The following is a 15,902-nucleotide window of genomic DNA, read 5'->3' as shown; positions in this document are numbered from 1 at the left end:
GAGGGGCGGCGGTTGGTCATCCGTCGTGCGCGGAGGTGCCCGGTGGGTGAAAGCAGGCGGTGATGGCCTTGCCGTGCGGGGTGGGGTGGGTGTGCCATTCGTCGGCGATCGCGTCGACGATGGCCAGGCCCCGGCCCGAGGTGGCGAGACTCTCGGCGCCGCGCGGGGCCGGCAGGCCCGGGCCGGTGTCGGCGACGTAGACGTTCAGGCAGCTGCTGTCCCAAGCCAGGACCAGTCGGGCCGTGCTGTGCGCGTGGACGTGGGCGTTGGTGATCAGTTCCGAGACCGTGAGGAGGATGTCGTCCACCGTCTCCGGGGCGTCCGCCGTCCAGGACAGGCAGGCCAGCCGCTCCCGGGCCCAGCGCCGACCCGCCTCCACACCGCCGCCGATCGGAAAGGAGTGTGCCCACCCGACCGCTCGCAGGTCCGCCATGTCATGCTCCTCTCGCTTGGTCGCCGTCGACCGGACGTCTGCCCCGTACGGTCGCACTCACGCCGCCCCGGGGATCACCGTCGTGCACGTCGGTGTTCGCGACGTACACGCCGTCTCGTGGGACACGCAAGGGCGTGGAAGAAGTGATCGAAGGTATCCGGGCGTTCTCCTGGCCCGTCCGCGCGCCCACGATGCGTTCGTGCGCCCTGTGCCGGACACCTCCGGTGATGTTGTGCTTGCGGGGCGAGCAACTCCCGGTCGGTCTCGCCGTGCGGCCCTTGCGCGGTGACGGGTGATGCGAGGTGGAAGATGCGAGGTGGACGATGACCAGTGACGCGATTCCCACCCCTCCGGGCGGCGAGGTGCGGGTGGCTCTGACGGGTGGGATCCCCGAGATGCCGGCGGTCCTGGTGGTGAACGGACCGGGCATACCCGAAAAGGTGTCCGTGGCCTTCCGCAACGGGCGGGAACATTACGAATACACCGGTGGCGCGGTGGAGTTGGACGGCGCGCACCTACCGCTCTACCGCTGGAGCTACTCCACGCGCATCGCCGAATAGCCGCCGGGCGGCACTGCGCTCTCGTTCGGCTCCTCGCTGCACCGAATCGTGGCGTCCGGGCGTCAGGACAGGAAGCCCACGATGCCGCGGCCCGGGTGGGTGTGGGTTTCGTGGAGCCAGGTGCCCAGTTCTTCGACTGCCTCGCGGACGTCGCCGTCCAGGGCTGCGAGTCGTTCCTCGGTGACGGCCTTGTACTGGGACAGTGCGGTGGCGCAGGCTTCCGGCGTCCAGACGCCGTGGCCGGGGAGGTCGGAGGTGGGGAGCGGCTCGGGCAGGCCGTAGCCGAATTCGGACACCGTGACAGCCTCGATGCCGAGGGACTTCAGGGCCTCGTCGACGTGCCCCAGCCACGCGAACTTGAAGGGCGAGAAGCTGTTGCCCCACAACCGGCGCCCGTGGAAGGCGCAGATCATCCGGTACGCGTACCCGTACTGGAAGGCGTGCCGCTCCTCGAACGGGCCACCTTCCACGACCGCCGTCAGCGCCTCATATCGCGTCGGCGCGCCGTTCTCGATCTCGTGCGCGAAATAGTCGTCGTCCCGCGACATCTCCTGCTTGAACCGCCCACCGATCGCGCGGCGAACCCGCACGTCACCGGATCCCACGACAGCACGCGGGAGTTCGGGGTCGACCAGGAACAACGACAGCGAAAGACTCATACGGCCAACCTATCCGCACCGGCCGACACCCCCATCGAGGGCCGCGCAAGCCCCGAGGCGGCCCGACGCGGCCTGACCGATCCCTCCCCCGTGAACGTGACCGTGGTCTCGAACGGCTACTCCTCCCCCGCCGGTCCGGGCGCCGAGTACACCTATCCCGAGTAGACGTCGCGGTCGGCGCCGGCGCTTCGTTGTCGGACGGGAATCCGGCTGAGATGTTGACCGAAATGGAAAACTCGGCCTTCGTATGAGGTGTTGGCCGCCGGAATCCGGGATGCCTAGGCTGAATCCACCGCACGCCAAAAGCATCCACGGGAGCCTCCAGTGAGAAGCACACGAATCGTGCTGTGCGCCCTGCTCGTCACCTGCGCCGTCGGCCTCTCGCCCGTCGCCGCGTCGGCATCCTCGGCATCGTCGGCGCCGGCGTCCCCGGCGGATCGCAGCGCCTTCGCCCTGTCCAGCGCCGCGTTCGCGGACGGCGGCCTCATCCCCAAGGTTCACGAGTGCACCAGCGGTGGCGGCCACGACCCGGCCAAGAGGAACGAGTCCCCGCCCCTGGCCTGGTCGGGCGCGCCGGCCGCCGCCAAGAGCTACGCGATCGTCATGCGCGATCTCGACAACGCCAACCTCATCCACTGGGTCATCTACGACATCCCGGTGGGCACCACCTCGCTGCCCCAGAACGTCGACCACGCCTATCGGCCGTCGGTGCCGGCCGGAGCCAGACAGGTCTACTACCGGGGCAGCGCGAGCCTGTACGGCTACCAGGGGCCCTGCTCGCCGTCGACCGTGAACACGTACGAGTTCGTCGTCCACGCGCTCGACCGGACGTCGCTGACCGAGCTGAACTCCGGCTCCTCGACGCAGACCGCCGCCAGGACGATCGCCGCCGCCTCGATCGGCTCGGCCAGGATCAGCGGCGAGTCGTAGCCCGACGGTGCCCGGACGCACGGCGCGCCGCGGCATTGCCTGCGGCGCGCCGGCATCCGCGCGCGGATCAGGACCGGCGGCGCAGCCGGAACCACTGGGGTTTGGTCCGGTTCATCGGCCAGCCCAGGCCCGCCGTGGGGGCCGGCTCGACGGTCGACAACTCCCAGTCGGGGAAGGCGGCTTCGACCTCGTCCCGACTCGTGCCGCCCACGAAGGAGCGGTACCGGGTCGGGCCGAACGCGAGGATCAGCAGCGTGGCATCGGGCTCGGCCAGGGCCGTGACACCACGGCCGACGGCCTTTCGCTGGTCGACGTCGAAGCCCTGGAAGCAGCCGATGTCGAGGAAGAGGTCGAAGGTGCCCAGATCGGCCGACCCGAGGTCGGTCACGTCGCCCACGACGTAGGTGACACCTTCGTCGCCCCGCTGTCGTGCCGCCTCGATCGCGGCCGGCACGTAGTCGACGCCCACGGCCTGCCAGCCCCGCCGGGCGAGTTCCGGGGTGAACTGGCCGCGCCCGCACCCCAGATCGAGCGCTCGGCCGAGTGGTCGCGGCCGGTCGACGTCCTCACGAGCGAGTACCGCCGCGATGCTTTCCCCCGAGGCCTTCCCATACGACTCCCAGGGCGTCATTCCGAAGCGGTACATACGAGCGTAGTTCGTCAAGTCCATCGACCTCCCGAGTCGATCAACAGGTTAGGCGGCGGCGAATTTCGGGACGGAGTCGGGGCCCCGATGATCCACGTGCCGAACTCCTGTCATCCGTCGGCGAGATGCCCGACCGCCTCCACGAAAAGGACCACGGCAACGGACTTCGCCGAGCCACCCCGCGCCCACCGCTATCGCGCACCGCGCAACTCGAGAATGTACGTCGCGGTCGACGCGACGACGCGGTCCTCGTCCCGGGACAGCTCCGCCAGCGCCCGTGACGACCTTCTTCCCGGAACGTCCGCCAGGGCCTGGGTCAACCGGCGCCGCGCCGACGGCCTCGCCGCGGCATGCGCGAGGCACTCGACCAGGCCGCCGGCGATACGCTCCGCCACCGTCGGGTCGCCGGCCAGCACGCCCAGCGCGTCGGCCGCGTCGGCGTCGTTCCGCTCCGCCACGATCATGTCGAGCAGCGTCGGAATCGCGTCCGCCACGCCGCGCGCGCCCAGCGCCAACGCCGCCTGCCCGCGGACCACCTCGTCGGAGTGGGTGAGCGCGTCCCGGAGCAGCGCGGTCGCCTCGGCGTTCGCGATCTCGGCGATGGCGCGGACGGCACGCTCGCGTACCTCGGCCTCCGGCGCGTCGAGTCCCGCCGCGAGCAGCGTCGGCGCGTCCTCGCCCGCCTGCGCCAGGGCCCAGCGCAGGGCGCCGGCCGCGTTCGGGTCCGACTCGCCCAGCACGGCCTCGACCAGCGCTTCCACCGGAACGGGCCCCTCGTCGATCGCGGACAACGCCGCCCGCTGCCGCGCGCCCGCGCTCTGCGATCCCAACGCTTGGAGGAGCGCGACGATCTGGAGCACGTCCTCCCAGCCGGCCGGTTCGGCGGCACCGATCCGCCGCAGTCGCGTCAACAATCGGGTCTCGGCGGCGATGCGCTCGCGCGTGCGCCCGATGAGATCGTCGACCAGCTCGGCGGGCGCGAAGGCGGGATCGTCGAGCGCCCGCCCGACGTCGCGCAGCGACAGCCCCAACGACCGCAGGCTCTCGATGTGGAAGATCCGCCGGATGTCCTCGCCGGAATACTCCCGATAACCCGAACCCGTGCGACCCGTCGGCCGCACCAGTCCGAGCGACTCGTAATGCCTGAGCATGCGGGCACTGACCCCGGAGCGTCGCGCGACGTCACCGATCAACACTGCCTACCGCCCTTCCGCACCGGCCCCGCCGAGGGCCGCGACACGCTTCGCCTCCTCGATCGCGAACTCGAATCCGGCATCCGGGTCGCGCCACAACCGCTCCGTCGCGATCGCGTGCGCACGCACGCGACGGTCGGGGTCCGTGGTCGCGGCGCCGAGTGTCGGCAACATCGCCTCCCCGAGCGCGATCAGCGCCCGGCTGAGGCTCAGCCGCGTCTCGTGTTCGCCGCGCCCGAGCTGCGTCGCCAACATTACGGCCAGCGCGTGCCGGGCATCCTCGGGCACCAGTACCGCCGCCGCCCGCCAGGCGCTGCGCGCCACCTCGTCGTCGGCGTCGGACAGCAGCGCCGGTGTGATCGCCGGCCACGCCCGCCGATCCCCGATCTTGGACAGCGTGTGCAACGCCTGGCTACGTGCCCGCGCCCGCTCCGAACGCACCTCCTCGACCAGCAGCGGGACCGTCAGTGACGCCGGATGGCGGGTGAGCGCCCACGTCAACGTCTCGCGCACCTGGAAGTCGGGGTCGATCCCGCACCGCTCCACGAGCGTGCGGACGAATCCCGGGTCCGGGTTCGTGCCGGCCGCCAGCGCCACCCGCATCCGGACCGAGGGATCGCCGTCCGCCAATCCCCGGAGTCCTCGCATCATGCCCGCGCCCTGTTTCGCCATGGCCACCGCGACCACCTCCTCGGCGACAGTCAAAACGTTGCCATCGTGTCAAGGTCAACCCCAGGGCCGGCGGAGCGCCGATCGTCGCCGTCTTCGACGTCCCGGGAATGACCCGCAGGCAGTACGAGCAGAGCGCGGAGAAGGTCCCCGGCCGCGCCGGCCCGGTGAAGAACCTCTCGGACTGGCCCGTGTCCGGCCTCATCTCGCACACCTCCGCCGCCACCCCGGACGGCCCGCTCATCGTCGACGTCCGGGAATCGGAGGAGGCTTTCCGGGAGTTCGGCAAGACCATCATCCCCATCCTCGAGGAACTGGGCGCGCCCGACCCGAAGCCCAGGATCTACCAGACCCACACCGTGGTCACCGCCTGAGGGCCCCACCCCTCGGCCCGGGCGTCCCCGTTCGGGACCGGGACGCCCGGGCCGCCGCGTGTCGGGGGCGGTAGGCACGTGGCTCGGGGGGCGGATGGCGGGGAGGGTGGTCGATGTCGACGCGGTGCCCGGTGTGTGCGTCGGCGGTTGTGCCGATCGTGTATGGAATGCCCGCGGCCCCCCTGTGGGAGCCCGCTCGGGCCGGGGTGGCGCCGGTACACGCCGTACTCGAACGCATCGAACCCGGCGGGCGTGCGTCGGATCGACGTGGACTGGACGGTGTTCCGCCGACGCGTGCCGCCCCGGGTCCGGGTCCTACCCCGGCGGGCCGAAGCGGCCTCACTACGAGGTAAGTTCGGCCACCAGCCGGGTCGCGACGGGTACGGGGACGCCGTGTCGCGCGCCCGCGCGCAGCAACGCGCCGCCGATCGCGTCGAGTTCGGTGGGTCGGCCGGCCTCGACGTCGCGCTGCATGGACGACTTGGTCTGTTCCGGGAACGAGTCGTAGAGCGCCAGGGAGTGCGCCGGATCGACGGGGACGCCACAGGCCCGGCTGACCGCGGCGGCCTCCTCGACGAGCGCGAGCAGTTCCGCGCGCCGCCCGGTCCGCACCTCGCCGATGGTGAGCCCGTAGCGGCTGGTGAGCAGCGCGAAGGGGGCGAGGAAGGCCAGCTTCGCCCACAACGCGGCCGCCTCGCCGCCCACCGCGCGGGTGCGCACACCGGCTTCGGTGAACAGCGCCGCCAACGGCTCGACGCGCTCCGGCGGGCCGGCCAGGTCGATCTCCGTGAACGGGCTGCCGTGTTCGATCACGCCCGGCGCGAGACGCGTGGACTCGACGCGGATCACGCCCGGGACGACGGCCTGTTCGCCGTAGTTTTCGCGCAGCAGGGCCGGGTGTTCGACACCGTTGAGCAGCGGCAGGATCACCCCGTCCCCGATCGTTTCCGCCGGGATGCGCTCCAGCGCGTCGTGTAGTCCCGTGTGCTTGACCGTGATCAGGCACAGATCGACGGGTTCGCGCAGGCGCGTGTCCGCGTCGACGTGGGCGGTGAACTCGCCGTACTGCCCGCTGCGCACCCGAATTCCGTTCCGGCGCAGGGCTTTTGCGGTTTCCTCGCCCGCGACGCAGGTCACGCGGTGGCCGGCTCGGGACAGCAGGGCGGCGAGCAGCCCGCCCACTCCTCCCGGCCCGAGGACCGCCACGGCTCGGGGAGACACGGCGGCGGGCTCGTGGGGCGACGTCGAAGCGGGCACGGACGGTTTCCTTTCGATGGCGACGAGGGTCGGCACCCGTCCCGCCGGGCTGTCTCCCGTCCGGACGGGGACGCGTGGTCGGGTCGGGTTGCCGCCCGGTTCCGATGATCGAACCGGGCGGCAACCCAAGTCAATCCTCGGGTTTGCTGCCAACTTCCCAAGCCTTACCTTGGGGCCATGACCCTCGATGACCTCCGTATCTTCGTCGCGGTGTGCCGGGCCGGGAGCCTGAGCGCCGTCGCCCGGGACCTCGCGTGCACCCAGTCGGCGGTGAGCCAGCACGTGAAGCGGTTGGAACGGGAGACGAAGGTGCAACTCCTGGAGCGGCACCCGCGCGGCGTGGCCCCCACGGCGGCGGGCCGACTGCTGCACGCCGCGGCGGCCGACGGCATCGCCGGACTGGATGTGGCCCTTCGTCGGCTCGACGAACTGGCCTGCGGTGAAACGGGATCCGTCCGGGTCACCACGGGCGCGACGACCGTACGGCACTTCATGTCGGAGGCGGTCGTCGCCTTCCGCAGCCGATATCCCGGGGCCAGTCTGGAGTTTCGCACCGAGACCTCCAGTCGCAACTGCTTCGACGCGCTCGCCTCCAACACCCTCGACCTCGCCTGGATCACCGTCGGAGGCCCGATTCCCGGCATCCAACAGCGCTGCGTGGCCGAACTGCCCTGGGTATTGGCGGTCCGGGCCGACGACCCACTGGCCGAACGCGCCCACGTCGACGCGGCCGACCTGGCCGGCATCCGCTACATCCGGCCTCCGGAAGACTCCTCCTCACGGGCCCACCTCGACGCGGCCTTCACGAAACTGGACATCCGCGTCCCGCCCGAATCGGGCGTCGCCGACTGGGACACCGCCATCCTGCTGGTCGAACTGGGCCTGGGACACGCGATCGTGCCGGCCCTGCCCGACCGGCGGGCTCCCGCCGACACCGATCCCGTACGCTTCCTGCCCATCCCGGTCCTGCCCCGCCTGCCGGTCGGCTGGGCCGTACGCCGCTGGGACGACCTGACCCCCCTGGCCCGCGCCTTCGCCGACAGCGTCACGCTCACCGGAACCGATCCGCGTGATCGGCACTCCAGCGACCGAACGTACGGGCGGGCCGACCGGTGACCCGTTCGACGGTGTCGACCACCGTGCCGGCTTCGGCGGGCGGGTCGGCGTACCAGCCGATCACATAGTCGGCGTCCTCCCGCGACACACCACCGGCCATCAGCCTGGCCACGGCCTGTTCGTGCGTGATCGCGACGAAGTCGACGTCACGGTGGATCGCCCGGGCCAGGATCGCGATCCGCTCGCGTGTGGTCAGCGCTTCGGGCCCGGTGAGGTTGTACACGCGGCCCGCGTGGCCGTCGTCGAGCAGGGCGGCCACGGCCACCGCGCCGATGTCGGCCTCGTGCACCAGCGCGCTGGGGAAGTCGTACGGCTCGCGCACCACTGCCTCGGCCCGGATCGAGTCGATCCAGGTCAACGTGTTGGACATGAACTCCTGCGGTTCCAGGCGCGTCCACTCCACCCCCGAGTCCGCCACGGCCTGCTCGACCGGACCGACCCAACCGCCCCACACCACCGTGATGCGCCGTACACCCGCCTCGACCGCTCGCCGCACCAACTCCGGCCCGGCCTCGGCCGCTCCCGCCGTCACCGTGACGTGCATCCGATCCACACCGTCGAGGGCTGCACCCAACCCCTCCGGCGACGTATGCGTCCCGAACACCGTCTCGACCCCCGCCGGCAACCTCCCCGCAGCCGCGACCGGATCACGCGTCAACGCCCGAACCTTCTCCCCGCGCCGAACCAACTCCGCCACCACATGCCGACCGGTGTTCCCGGTGGCACCCGTAACAAGCGTCGTCACAGCCGAACCCCTCTCGTTCCCGACGACGCTAGAAGTTCAACCAAACTTGAGGTCAAGCCACCCCTCACCGGGTCCGTTTGCCGCTATCGTGCGCGTGTGATCGACTCCGGGCAGCGGCCGCTTCTTTTTCTTGATGTCGACGGACCGCTCATACCGTTCGGTGCGTCGGCGGAGCAGTATCCGGATGGCTATCCGACCTACCGGTTCGTTCCGCACGTGCCGGACACCTTCGCGAATCCGCTGTTGGCCAGGGTCGATCCCGCGCACGGCGCACGGTTGGCGGCGCTGGGCTGTGACGTGGTGTGGGCGACGACCTGGATGCACGAGGCGAACGAGTGTGTGTCGCCTCGGCTCGGGCTGCCGCGGCTGCCCGTGGTGGCCTGGCCGGAGCCGGCCGATGTCGACGCGCACGCCGATCGGGCCGGGCTGCACTGGAAGACCCGGGCCCTCGTCGCCTGGGCGGCGGGGCGGTCGTTCGTGTGGGTCGACGACGAGATCGGTGACGGCGACCGGGCCTGGGTCGACGCTCACCATCCCGCGCCGGCGCTGCTGCACCGCGTCGACGCCGTGCACGGGCTCACCGCGGCCGACTACGCGACCCTGGGGGCGTGGGTGGCGGGCTTGTGAGCGCCGACGGCGGGGGCGTGCCGCAGAATTCGGCGAGGAGTAGGTAGCCGGCGGCGTCGCTGTCGCCCGCCCAGTCGGTGTCGAAGTTGACCACCAGGGTGTGTCCGCCGTCCCGGGTGGTGTAGGCCATGCTCTGCGAACCCGGCAGGAAGCCGGTGTGCCCCCAAACCTGCGTGCCGCACGGCAGCGTGGCGCGGAAGACGCCCAGGCCGTCGTCCTGGCCGTCGCCGAAGTCGGGTGAGGGCACGGTGGTGGTCAGCTCGGCCATCTGCGCCTCGGGCAGCAGTCGGCCGCGCATCAGGGCGGTGAGGAAACGGTCCAGGTCGGCGGTGTCGGACACCAGTTCGCCGGCCGCCCACCCCCAGGACGGGTCGAACTCGGTGATGTCGTACACCGTTTGGTCCGGGTCGTCCGGGAACTTCGTGTACATCCGCCCGCTCGGCGCCGGGATGCGGGGGTACGTGCCGGGCAGGAGCGTGGAGCGCAGCCCGAGCGGGACGAGGATGCGCCGCTCGGCCTCGGCCGCGTAGGTGTGGCCGGTGACCCGTTCGACGACCATCGCGGCGAGGACGTACGCGGTGGTGGTGTAGTTCCAGCCGGCGCCGGGCGGGAACGTCGGTGCGTGCTTCAGGCCGATCGCGACCAGTCGTTCCGGTGTCCAGGTGTCGTAGCGGTGGTCCAGGAAGGTCTTGCCCAGGAGGTGCAGGTCGGGATCGTCCGTGTAGTCCGCAACGCCGCCGGTGTGGTTGAGGAGTTGCCGCAGGGTGATGGCGCGGCCGTCGTTACCGTTGCCGCGGACCAGGCCCGGCAACCATTTCTCCACGCTGTCCGCGAGGCTCAGCCGGCCCTCGGCCTCCAGTTGCAGCAGGACCGCGGCGATGAACGGCTTGGAGATGCTGCCCACCCGGAAGCGGTCGACCGGGCGGGGCGGGCGGCCCGTACGCAGGTCGGCGACACCGGCCGTGGCACGCCAGGTGCCGTGCGCGTCCCGGGCGCGGACGATGACGCCCGGCACGCCCGAGCGGATCGCGAAGTCCATGGCGGCCCGGGTCTGTTCGTGGCCGGCCCCCGCCGCGGCGGACCCGCCCGTCGCGGCGGCTGTGTCGCTCGCCGTCGGGGGCACGCCGGCCCCGACGGCGGTCATCGCGACCGCCGCGACCGCCGCGACCATGGCCCTTCGAACCGTCCGCATCGCCACCGCAGCCTCCCTCTCGCCGACCTCGCCCATCCTCCCCCGCCGACGGCCTCCGGATGACCCGATGCCCCCGAAATCAACCCATTCGGGGCGCAAACGCGCCCCGGGCGCACGTGGGCGCCCGTGTTGGTCTAGACCTCTACGCGCCGATGCCGCACGCTGGTGGATGCACCGGCCCTGCTCGCCCGCACGCGTCCCGTCACCGTCTCGACGGAAGGTTGCCCGATGCGCATCCGTACCCTGTCGCTCGCCCTGGTGAGCGCCCTCGCCACCATGCTCGGCACCGTGCTCGCCGTCGCGCCGCCCGGCCACGCCGCCGCGTCCGCGTCCGACCCGGTCGTGCTCGTGTCGACGTCGGCGCAGCTCAAGTCGGCGTTGGCCGCAGCCGCCCCGGGCGCCACCATCCGCCTCGCCGACGGCACGTACACCGGCAACTTCCGTACCACCAGGGCCGGTCGCGCCGACGCCCGGATCACCCTCGTCGGCTCCACCAACGCCGTACTGCGCACCGGCACCGGCGGCGGCTACGCCCTGCACCTCGACGGCGCCGCCTACTGGACCGTACGCGGCATCACCCTCACCCACGCCCAGAAGGGCATCATGATCGATGCCGCCCGCGGCGTGTTGGTGGACTCCGTCACGGTGCACGAACTCACCATGGAGGGCGTGCACTTCCGTAATTCCAGCAGCGACGGCGCGATCGTCGACTCCCGGATCTACGACACCGGCCGGGACAATCGCGGCATGGGCGAGGGCGTGTACGTCGGTACCGCCAACACGCTTGCCGACCGCAGCGATCGGGTGCAGATCCTGCGCAACGTGATCGGCCCCGACGTGGGCGGCGAGGCGGTGGACCTGAAGGAGGGCACCACCGGCGGCCGGGTCGCGGGCAACACCTTCGACGGCACGGGCCTGACCGGGAACAACTACGACGACTCGTGGGTCGACGTGAAGGGGAACGGCTACCTGATCGAGGACAACACGGGCCGCGACTCCACGAACGACGGCTTCCAGGTGCACGCGCAGTTCCCGGGTTGGGGCTGCGGCACCGTCTTTCACGCCAACCGCGCCGACCTGACCGGCGCGACGGGCCCGGACCGACTCGCCATCCACGCCTTCTCGTACACCGCCGCCTGCCCCACCACCGTCACCGCCGACAACACCGTCGTCGGCGGCAACGGCCTGGTCAACCCGGGCGTCCCGGTCATCCCCTGACCGCGCCGCAGGGGACCGACCCCGGTCCCTGGGCGGACCCGCCTACGGACGGGGCCGTCGCGCCCTGGCCGCCCCGTCCGCCGGTGGGATGCGGCGGTGGATGTCCGCGAGCATCGTGTGCATCGCGATGCGGAAGATCTCCGCCTGGTGCGTGTCGACGAACGAGGTGTGGCCGAACACCTCCAGGGAGACCAGGCCGTGCATGTGGCCCCAGGCGCTCAGGATGATGGCGACGGCGGGTGGCGGCAGTGAGCCCAGCCCGTCCGGTGGCAGCCGCTCCAACTCCTCGCGCAGCGCCGGCGACAGCGGCGGGATGTCCGCGGCGGCCAGCTGCTGCGTGGTCAGCCCGCCGAACAGCTCGCGTTCGAAGATCGCGCTCATCCGGCGCACGGCCTGGGTGGTCGGGCCGTCGGTGGGTGCCGCGTAGTGGCGTAGCGGCGCCCCGTAGATCAGCTGGAACCGTTCCGGGTTGGCGACGGCCCACCGGCGGTAGCCCTCGGCAGCCGCCACCATGCGCGACAGGCCCGGGTCGGCGACGGCGTCGACCGCGACCTGTACCGCGTCCGCCAGGTCGTCGTACGCCTTGGTGATGAGCGCGGTGACGAGGTCGTCCCGGCTCGGGAAGTAGTGGTAGAGCGCCTGCACGGTCATCCCCAGGCTGCGGGCGACCGCACGCAGCGACAACGAGTGCGGCCCCTCCCGGCCGATGTGTTCCTCGGCGGCGCTCAGGATCTCCTGCACGGCGGCGGCCCGACGCCGCTCACGCAGCGTGAGCGGCGCGGAAGGCGCCGGCGGCGCAGGCGACGTGGGCACGGTCGATCCGGCTTCGGCTGGAGACATGCGACGACCTTACGACGAAGGTTCCGGCGCGCCACGACCCCGGCGCACCCTGTCAAGAAAATCTAACACTGCCAAAGTTTCTTGTACCTCACTAGGGTCATCAAGCGTGGCAGGAGGCGCCGCGAACGGCGCATTCCAGGTCTTTTCTTTTGTTATGGCAAGAGCCCAAGGAGACAACCCGTGTTTGAACGCATAGCCGAACTCACGGTTCGCCGGCCCAAATTGGTACTCGTCGTCGCGGGTCTGCTCGTGGTCCTGATGGGCGTCCTGGGCGCCGGCGCGTTCGGCAAACTGCTGAGCGGAGGCGGGTTCGACGACTCGGCCTCCGAGTCCACCCGCGCCAAACATGTCATCGACAAGAAGTTCGGCGGGGAGACCAACCTGGTCCTGCTGGTCCGCGCCCCCGACGGCGGCGTCGACGGCCCCGCGGCCAAGCAGGGCGGGCAGAGCCTGGTCGCCGATCTCAAAAAGGAGAAACACCTCGACAACGTGATCTCCTACTGGGACGCGGGCATCCCGGAACTGCGCTCCAAGAACGGCCGACAGGCCATGGTGCTCGCCCACGTCAAGGGCGACGACAGCGAGCGCGCGGAGAACGTCAAGGGCATCCTGGAGCACTACACGGGGCGGTACGGACCTGGGCTCACCGTCCAGGCCGGCGGTGCCACCGCCGTGGGCGACGAGTTGTCCGAGCAGGTGGTGAAGGATCTCGTGCTGGCCGAGGCGATCGCCGTACCGCTGACCCTGCTCCTGCTCCTGGTCGTCTTCGGCAGCGTGGTCGCGGCGCTGCTGCCGCTGGTCATCGGTACCGTCGCCGTCGTCGGCACGTTCGCCGAACTCGCCGTCCTCGGCGGCCTCACCGACGTCTCGGTCTTCGCGATCAACCTGACCACGGCCCTCGGCCTCGGCCTGGGCATCGACTACGCCCTGTTGATGATCAGCCGATTCCGCGAACACCTCGCGGCCGGGGCAAACGTGGACGACGCCGTCCGGCACACCGTGCGCACCGCGGGCCGTACGGTCGCGTTCTCCGCCGCCACCGTCGCCGCCGCGCTCGCCTCACTCCTGGTGTTCCCGCAGTTCTTCCTCCGCTCGTTCGCCTACGCCGGGGTCGGCGTGATCATCGTCGCCGCGGTCGCCACCCTGTTCGTGATGCCCGCGCTGCTCGCCCTCCTGGGGCACCGGGTCAACAGCGGCCGCATGCCGTGGGCGAGGTTCGACCGCCCCGCCTCCGCCCGCACGCCCCTGTGGGGACGGATCGCCGGCACCGTCATGCGCCGTCCCGCGCTCACCGCGATTCCGGTGCTCGCCGTACTGCTGCTTGCCGCGAGCCCGCTGCTCGGCATCACGTTCGGCACGGCCGACGAACGAGTGCTGCCCGAGGACGCGCAGAGCCGGGAGGTCTCGACCGCGCTGCGGACGAACTTCGACGGCAACGACGCCGCGGCCGTACACATCGTGATCAACGGTCCGGTGACCGAGGGCCCGTTGGCGGCGTACGCGAGCGAACTGTCCCGGCACAAGGACGTGGTCCGCGTCGCGACCTCCACCGGCACGTACATCGGCGGCCGGCCCGCCGCGCCCGGCGCCGGCAACCCGGCGATGGGCCGCCCGGGCGCCCAGCGCATCGACGTGGTCGGCGCCCTGGCCCCCAAGTCGGACGCCGCCCAGAACCTGGTCGCCGACGTACGGGCAGTCACGCCGCCCCCCGGGACCCACCCGCTGGTCAGCGGCACCGACGCCGAGTTGGTCGACTCCAAGGACTCGATCGGCGGCCGACTGCCCGCCGCGATCGCCCTGGTCGCCGTCACCACCTTCCTCCTGCTCTTCCTGTTCACCGGCAGCGTCGTCCAGCCGCTGCGCGCACTGCTCCTGAACATGATCAGCCTGGGCGCGGCCCTGGGCGTGATGACCTGGATGTTCCAGGACGGCCACCTCGCCTCCCTGTTCGGCTTCACCCCGCAGCCGATGGACACGTCGATGACCGTGCTGATGTTCTGCATCGCCTTCGGCCTGTCGATGGACTACGAGGTGTTCGTACTCAGCCGGATCAAGGAACTGCACGACGAAGGCGAGGACACCGAGTCCGCGGTGGTCAACGGCCTCGGCCACACGGGACGCATCGTCAGCGCCGCCGCAGCGCTGCTCGCGGTCAGCTTCTTCGCCTTCGGGACGGCCAAGATCAGCTTCATGCAGATGTTCGGCATGGGTACGGGGCTGGCGATCCTGATCGACGCGATCGCCGTACGGGGCGTGCTGGTCCCCGTCGCGATGCGACTCCTCGGCCGCTCGGCCTGGTACGCGCCCGGCCCGCTGCGCAGGTTCCACGACCGCTTCGGCCTGAGCGAAGGCGGCCCGGCGCCGGCGGTCGCGCCGAAGCCCCCGGTCGGCGCGGCGAGCGAGAAGGACCCGGCGGGCGTGTGAGCACACCGGCGGCGGACGGGGCGCGAATTCGCGCCCCGTCCGCTTCGTGCCTTGCGCGTACGGCAACTCCTCTCGGGATCGCCTTGCGCATCCGGCAACCCATCGGGTCGGCGGCGCGCGATCCGCCTAGCGTGACGGCATGACCCACCCCGCACATCACGGCGCGCACACCGCCCACACGCACGACCACGCCGAGGCCGACCTCACGCAGACCCTGGACCTGGACGCGGAAGTCCTCGCCGAGCACATGGACGCCGTCACCGCGTCGCTGCCCTCGGGGACCGAGCCCCGTCACATCGTGGACCTGGGCTGCGGAACCGGCGCCGGTACGCTCGCCCTGCTCCGGCGCTTCCCGAACTCCCGGGTGACGGCCGTCGACTCCGCCCCCGCCCACCTGGATCGCCTGCGGGACAACGCGGTCGCCAACGGCGTGGACGAGCGTCTGCGCATCGTGCGGGCCGACCTCGACGCCCCGACACCGCCCGACCTCGGCCGCCCGGAGCTGGTCTGGGCGTCCGCCTCGATGCACCACATGAGCGACCCGGACCGCACCCTGCGCCAGGTCCGCGAACTGCTCTGTCCGGGCGGCCTGTTCGTCATGATCGAACTGGCCGCCTTCCCCCGCTTCCTCCCGCCTGAGGCGCCGGCGGACAGCCCCGGCCTCGAAGACCGCTGCCACGCCACGATCGACCGGCAACACGCGGCGACGGCCTCCCACCGGGATGCGGACTGGGCCCCAAAACTCCTCGCGGCCGGCTTCGCCATCGAGTCCGAACGCACCCGAACGCTGCACATCCCCGCCTCGCGGAACCCGGCGGTGACCCGCTACGCCCACACCACCTTCACCGGCCTCCGCAACAGGATCGGTCGGCTCCTGACCCCCGAGGACCGCACCGCCCTGGACCGCCTCCTCGACCCCGAATCCCCCCACAGCCTGCTCACCCGCGAGGACCTGGCCCTGCGAACCCGACGCACGACCTGGATCACCCGGGCCGGCTGACGCCGCGCCGGCAACCCGA

At 71.4% G+C, this 15,902-nt stretch carries 17 protein-coding genes; 8 read left to right on the top strand and 9 right to left on the bottom strand.

What is annotated here, in order from left to right; translation table 11 throughout:
• Positions 1–16: 16 nt before the first annotated feature.
• Entirely contained in the window at positions 17–433 is a 417-nt protein-coding gene (locus ACH4XV_RS28690; RefSeq protein WP_395794687.1) for an ATP-binding protein, read from the bottom strand.
• A gap of 323 nt (positions 434–756) precedes the next feature.
• Between ACH4XV_RS28690 and ACH4XV_RS28685 the strand changes: the two genes are divergently transcribed.
• Positions 757–993: a DUF5988 family protein gene (locus tag ACH4XV_RS28685; protein ID WP_395794685.1), complete on the top strand. Its 237-nt coding sequence runs from the start codon at positions 757–759 to the stop codon at positions 991–993.
• 62 nt (positions 994–1,055) lie between these two features.
• Here the strand turns inward: ACH4XV_RS28685 and ACH4XV_RS28680 are convergent, their stop codons facing one another.
• The gene (locus ACH4XV_RS28680) at positions 1,056–1,652 is read right to left on the bottom strand and encodes a hypothetical protein (protein WP_395794683.1); all 597 of its coding nucleotides are present in this window, start codon (positions 1,650–1,652) and stop codon (positions 1,056–1,058) included.
• 324 nt (positions 1,653–1,976) lie between these two features.
• Between ACH4XV_RS28680 and ACH4XV_RS28675 the strand changes: the two genes are divergently transcribed.
• Positions 1,977–2,582: a YbhB/YbcL family Raf kinase inhibitor-like protein gene (locus ACH4XV_RS28675; RefSeq protein WP_395794681.1), complete on the top strand. Its 606-nt coding sequence runs from the start codon at positions 1,977–1,979 to the stop codon at positions 2,580–2,582.
• A gap of 67 nt (positions 2,583–2,649) precedes the next feature.
• Here ACH4XV_RS28675 and ACH4XV_RS28670 read toward each other — a convergent pair whose 3' ends face one another.
• The 3 genes from ACH4XV_RS28670 to ACH4XV_RS28660 all read right to left on the bottom strand — a co-directional run bounded on the left by ACH4XV_RS28670 (position 2,650) and on the right by ACH4XV_RS28660 (position 5,093).
• Positions 2,650–3,246, bottom strand: a complete 597-nt coding sequence (locus ACH4XV_RS28670) for a class I SAM-dependent methyltransferase (RefSeq protein WP_395794679.1) — start codon at positions 3,244–3,246, stop codon at positions 2,650–2,652.
• Between the two features lie 173 nt (positions 3,247–3,419).
• Positions 3,420–4,424: a HEAT repeat domain-containing protein gene (locus ACH4XV_RS28665; RefSeq protein ID WP_395794677.1), complete on the bottom strand. Its 1,005-nt coding sequence runs from the start codon at positions 4,422–4,424 to the stop codon at positions 3,420–3,422.
• A 3-nt stretch (positions 4,425–4,427) separates the two neighbouring features.
• Positions 4,428–5,093, bottom strand: coding sequence for a HEAT repeat domain-containing protein (locus ACH4XV_RS28660; protein WP_395795063.1), 666 nt, complete (start codon positions 5,091–5,093; stop codon positions 4,428–4,430).
• 107 nt (positions 5,094–5,200) lie between these two features.
• On the opposite strand from ACH4XV_RS28660, the gene ACH4XV_RS28655 reads away from it, so the two are divergent.
• Entirely contained in the window at positions 5,201–5,464 is a 264-nt protein-coding gene (locus tag ACH4XV_RS28655; protein WP_395794675.1) for a hypothetical protein, read from the top strand.
• 342 nt (positions 5,465–5,806) lie between these two features.
• Here the strand turns inward: ACH4XV_RS28655 and ACH4XV_RS28650 are convergent, their stop codons facing one another.
• Positions 5,807–6,721, bottom strand: coding sequence for a ketopantoate reductase family protein (locus tag ACH4XV_RS28650; RefSeq protein WP_395794673.1), 915 nt, complete (start codon positions 6,719–6,721; stop codon positions 5,807–5,809).
• Between the two features lie 177 nt (positions 6,722–6,898).
• Between ACH4XV_RS28650 and ACH4XV_RS28645 the strand changes: the two genes are divergently transcribed.
• Positions 6,899–7,837: a LysR family transcriptional regulator gene (locus ACH4XV_RS28645; protein ID WP_395794671.1), complete on the top strand. Its 939-nt coding sequence runs from the start codon at positions 6,899–6,901 to the stop codon at positions 7,835–7,837.
• On the opposite strand, the gene ACH4XV_RS28640 is transcribed toward ACH4XV_RS28645, so the two are convergent.
• Positions 7,773–8,582, bottom strand: a complete 810-nt coding sequence (locus ACH4XV_RS28640) for an NmrA family NAD(P)-binding protein (RefSeq protein WP_395794669.1) — start codon at positions 8,580–8,582, stop codon at positions 7,773–7,775. The two genes, ACH4XV_RS28645 and ACH4XV_RS28640, sit on opposite strands and share 65 nt — an antisense overlap.
• A gap of 96 nt (positions 8,583–8,678) precedes the next feature.
• Between ACH4XV_RS28640 and ACH4XV_RS28635 the strand changes: the two genes are divergently transcribed.
• Positions 8,679–9,209 (top strand): HAD domain-containing protein, encoded by a 531-nt coding sequence (locus tag ACH4XV_RS28635; protein WP_395794667.1) that lies wholly within the window; start codon positions 8,679–8,681, stop codon positions 9,207–9,209.
• On the opposite strand, the gene ACH4XV_RS28630 is transcribed toward ACH4XV_RS28635, so the two are convergent.
• Positions 9,160–10,401: a serine hydrolase domain-containing protein gene (locus ACH4XV_RS28630; RefSeq protein ID WP_395794665.1), complete on the bottom strand. Its 1,242-nt coding sequence runs from the start codon at positions 10,399–10,401 to the stop codon at positions 9,160–9,162. The genes ACH4XV_RS28635 and ACH4XV_RS28630 overlap by 50 nt on opposite strands.
• 228 nt (positions 10,402–10,629) lie before the next feature.
• Between ACH4XV_RS28630 and ACH4XV_RS28625 the strand changes: the two genes are divergently transcribed.
• The gene (locus tag ACH4XV_RS28625) at positions 10,630–11,619 is read left to right on the top strand and encodes a sheath polysaccharide-degrading enzyme (protein WP_395794663.1); all 990 of its coding nucleotides are present in this window, start codon (positions 10,630–10,632) and stop codon (positions 11,617–11,619) included.
• A gap of 42 nt (positions 11,620–11,661) precedes the next feature.
• Here ACH4XV_RS28625 and ACH4XV_RS28620 read toward each other — a convergent pair whose 3' ends face one another.
• Positions 11,662–12,459 (bottom strand): TetR/AcrR family transcriptional regulator, encoded by a 798-nt coding sequence (locus ACH4XV_RS28620; protein WP_395794661.1) that lies wholly within the window; start codon positions 12,457–12,459, stop codon positions 11,662–11,664.
• A 180-nt stretch (positions 12,460–12,639) separates the two neighbouring features.
• Between ACH4XV_RS28620 and ACH4XV_RS28615 the strand changes: the two genes are divergently transcribed.
• A complete protein-coding gene (locus ACH4XV_RS28615; protein ID WP_395794659.1) occupies positions 12,640–14,883 on the top strand; it encodes an MMPL family transporter in 2,244 nt (747 codons plus the stop codon).
• A 139-nt stretch (positions 14,884–15,022) separates the two neighbouring features.
• Positions 15,023–15,883 carry a class I SAM-dependent methyltransferase gene (locus ACH4XV_RS28610; protein ID WP_395794657.1) on the top strand — a complete coding sequence of 287 codons (861 nt, stop codon included), beginning with the start codon at positions 15,023–15,025 and terminating at the stop codon, positions 15,881–15,883.
• The last annotated feature ends 19 nt before the right edge of the window (positions 15,884–15,902 follow it).

It is taken from the genome of Embleya sp. NPDC020630 (genome assembly GCF_044334985.1).
Taxonomy (GTDB): domain Bacteria; phylum Actinomycetota; class Actinomycetes; order Streptomycetales; family Streptomycetaceae; genus Embleya.
This window is presented reverse-complemented; position numbering and strand designations above follow the sequence as displayed.

What these genes read in the sequence shown, in the direction of transcription:
- ACH4XV_RS28690 (WP_395794687.1), bottom strand. Translation starts at nt 433, where the DNA reads ATGGCGGACCTGCGAGCGGTCGGGTGGGCACACTCCTTTCCGATCGGC.
- ACH4XV_RS28685 (WP_395794685.1), top strand. Translation starts at nt 757, where the DNA reads ATGACCAGTGACGCGATTCCCACCCCTCCGGGCGGCGAGGTGCGGGTG.
- ACH4XV_RS28680 (WP_395794683.1), bottom strand. Translation starts at nt 1,652, where the DNA reads ATGAGTCTTTCGCTGTCGTTGTTCCTGGTCGACCCCGAACTCCCGCGT.
- ACH4XV_RS28660 (WP_395795063.1), bottom strand. Translation starts at nt 5,093, where the DNA reads ATGGCGAAACAGGGCGCGGGCATGATGCGAGGACTCCGGGGATTGGCG.
- ACH4XV_RS28655 (WP_395794675.1), top strand. Translation starts at nt 5,201, where the DNA reads ATGACCCGCAGGCAGTACGAGCAGAGCGCGGAGAAGGTCCCCGGCCGC.
- ACH4XV_RS28645 (WP_395794671.1), top strand. Translation starts at nt 6,899, where the DNA reads ATGACCCTCGATGACCTCCGTATCTTCGTCGCGGTGTGCCGGGCCGGG.
- ACH4XV_RS28630 (WP_395794665.1), bottom strand. Translation starts at nt 10,401, where the DNA reads ATGCGGACGGTTCGAAGGGCCATGGTCGCGGCGGTCGCGGCGGTCGCG.
- ACH4XV_RS28625 (WP_395794663.1), top strand. Translation starts at nt 10,630, where the DNA reads ATGCGCATCCGTACCCTGTCGCTCGCCCTGGTGAGCGCCCTCGCCACC.
- ACH4XV_RS28620 (WP_395794661.1), bottom strand. Translation starts at nt 12,459, where the DNA reads ATGTCTCCAGCCGAAGCCGGATCGACCGTGCCCACGTCGCCTGCGCCG.
- ACH4XV_RS28610 (WP_395794657.1), top strand. Translation starts at nt 15,023, where the DNA reads ATGACCCACCCCGCACATCACGGCGCGCACACCGCCCACACGCACGAC.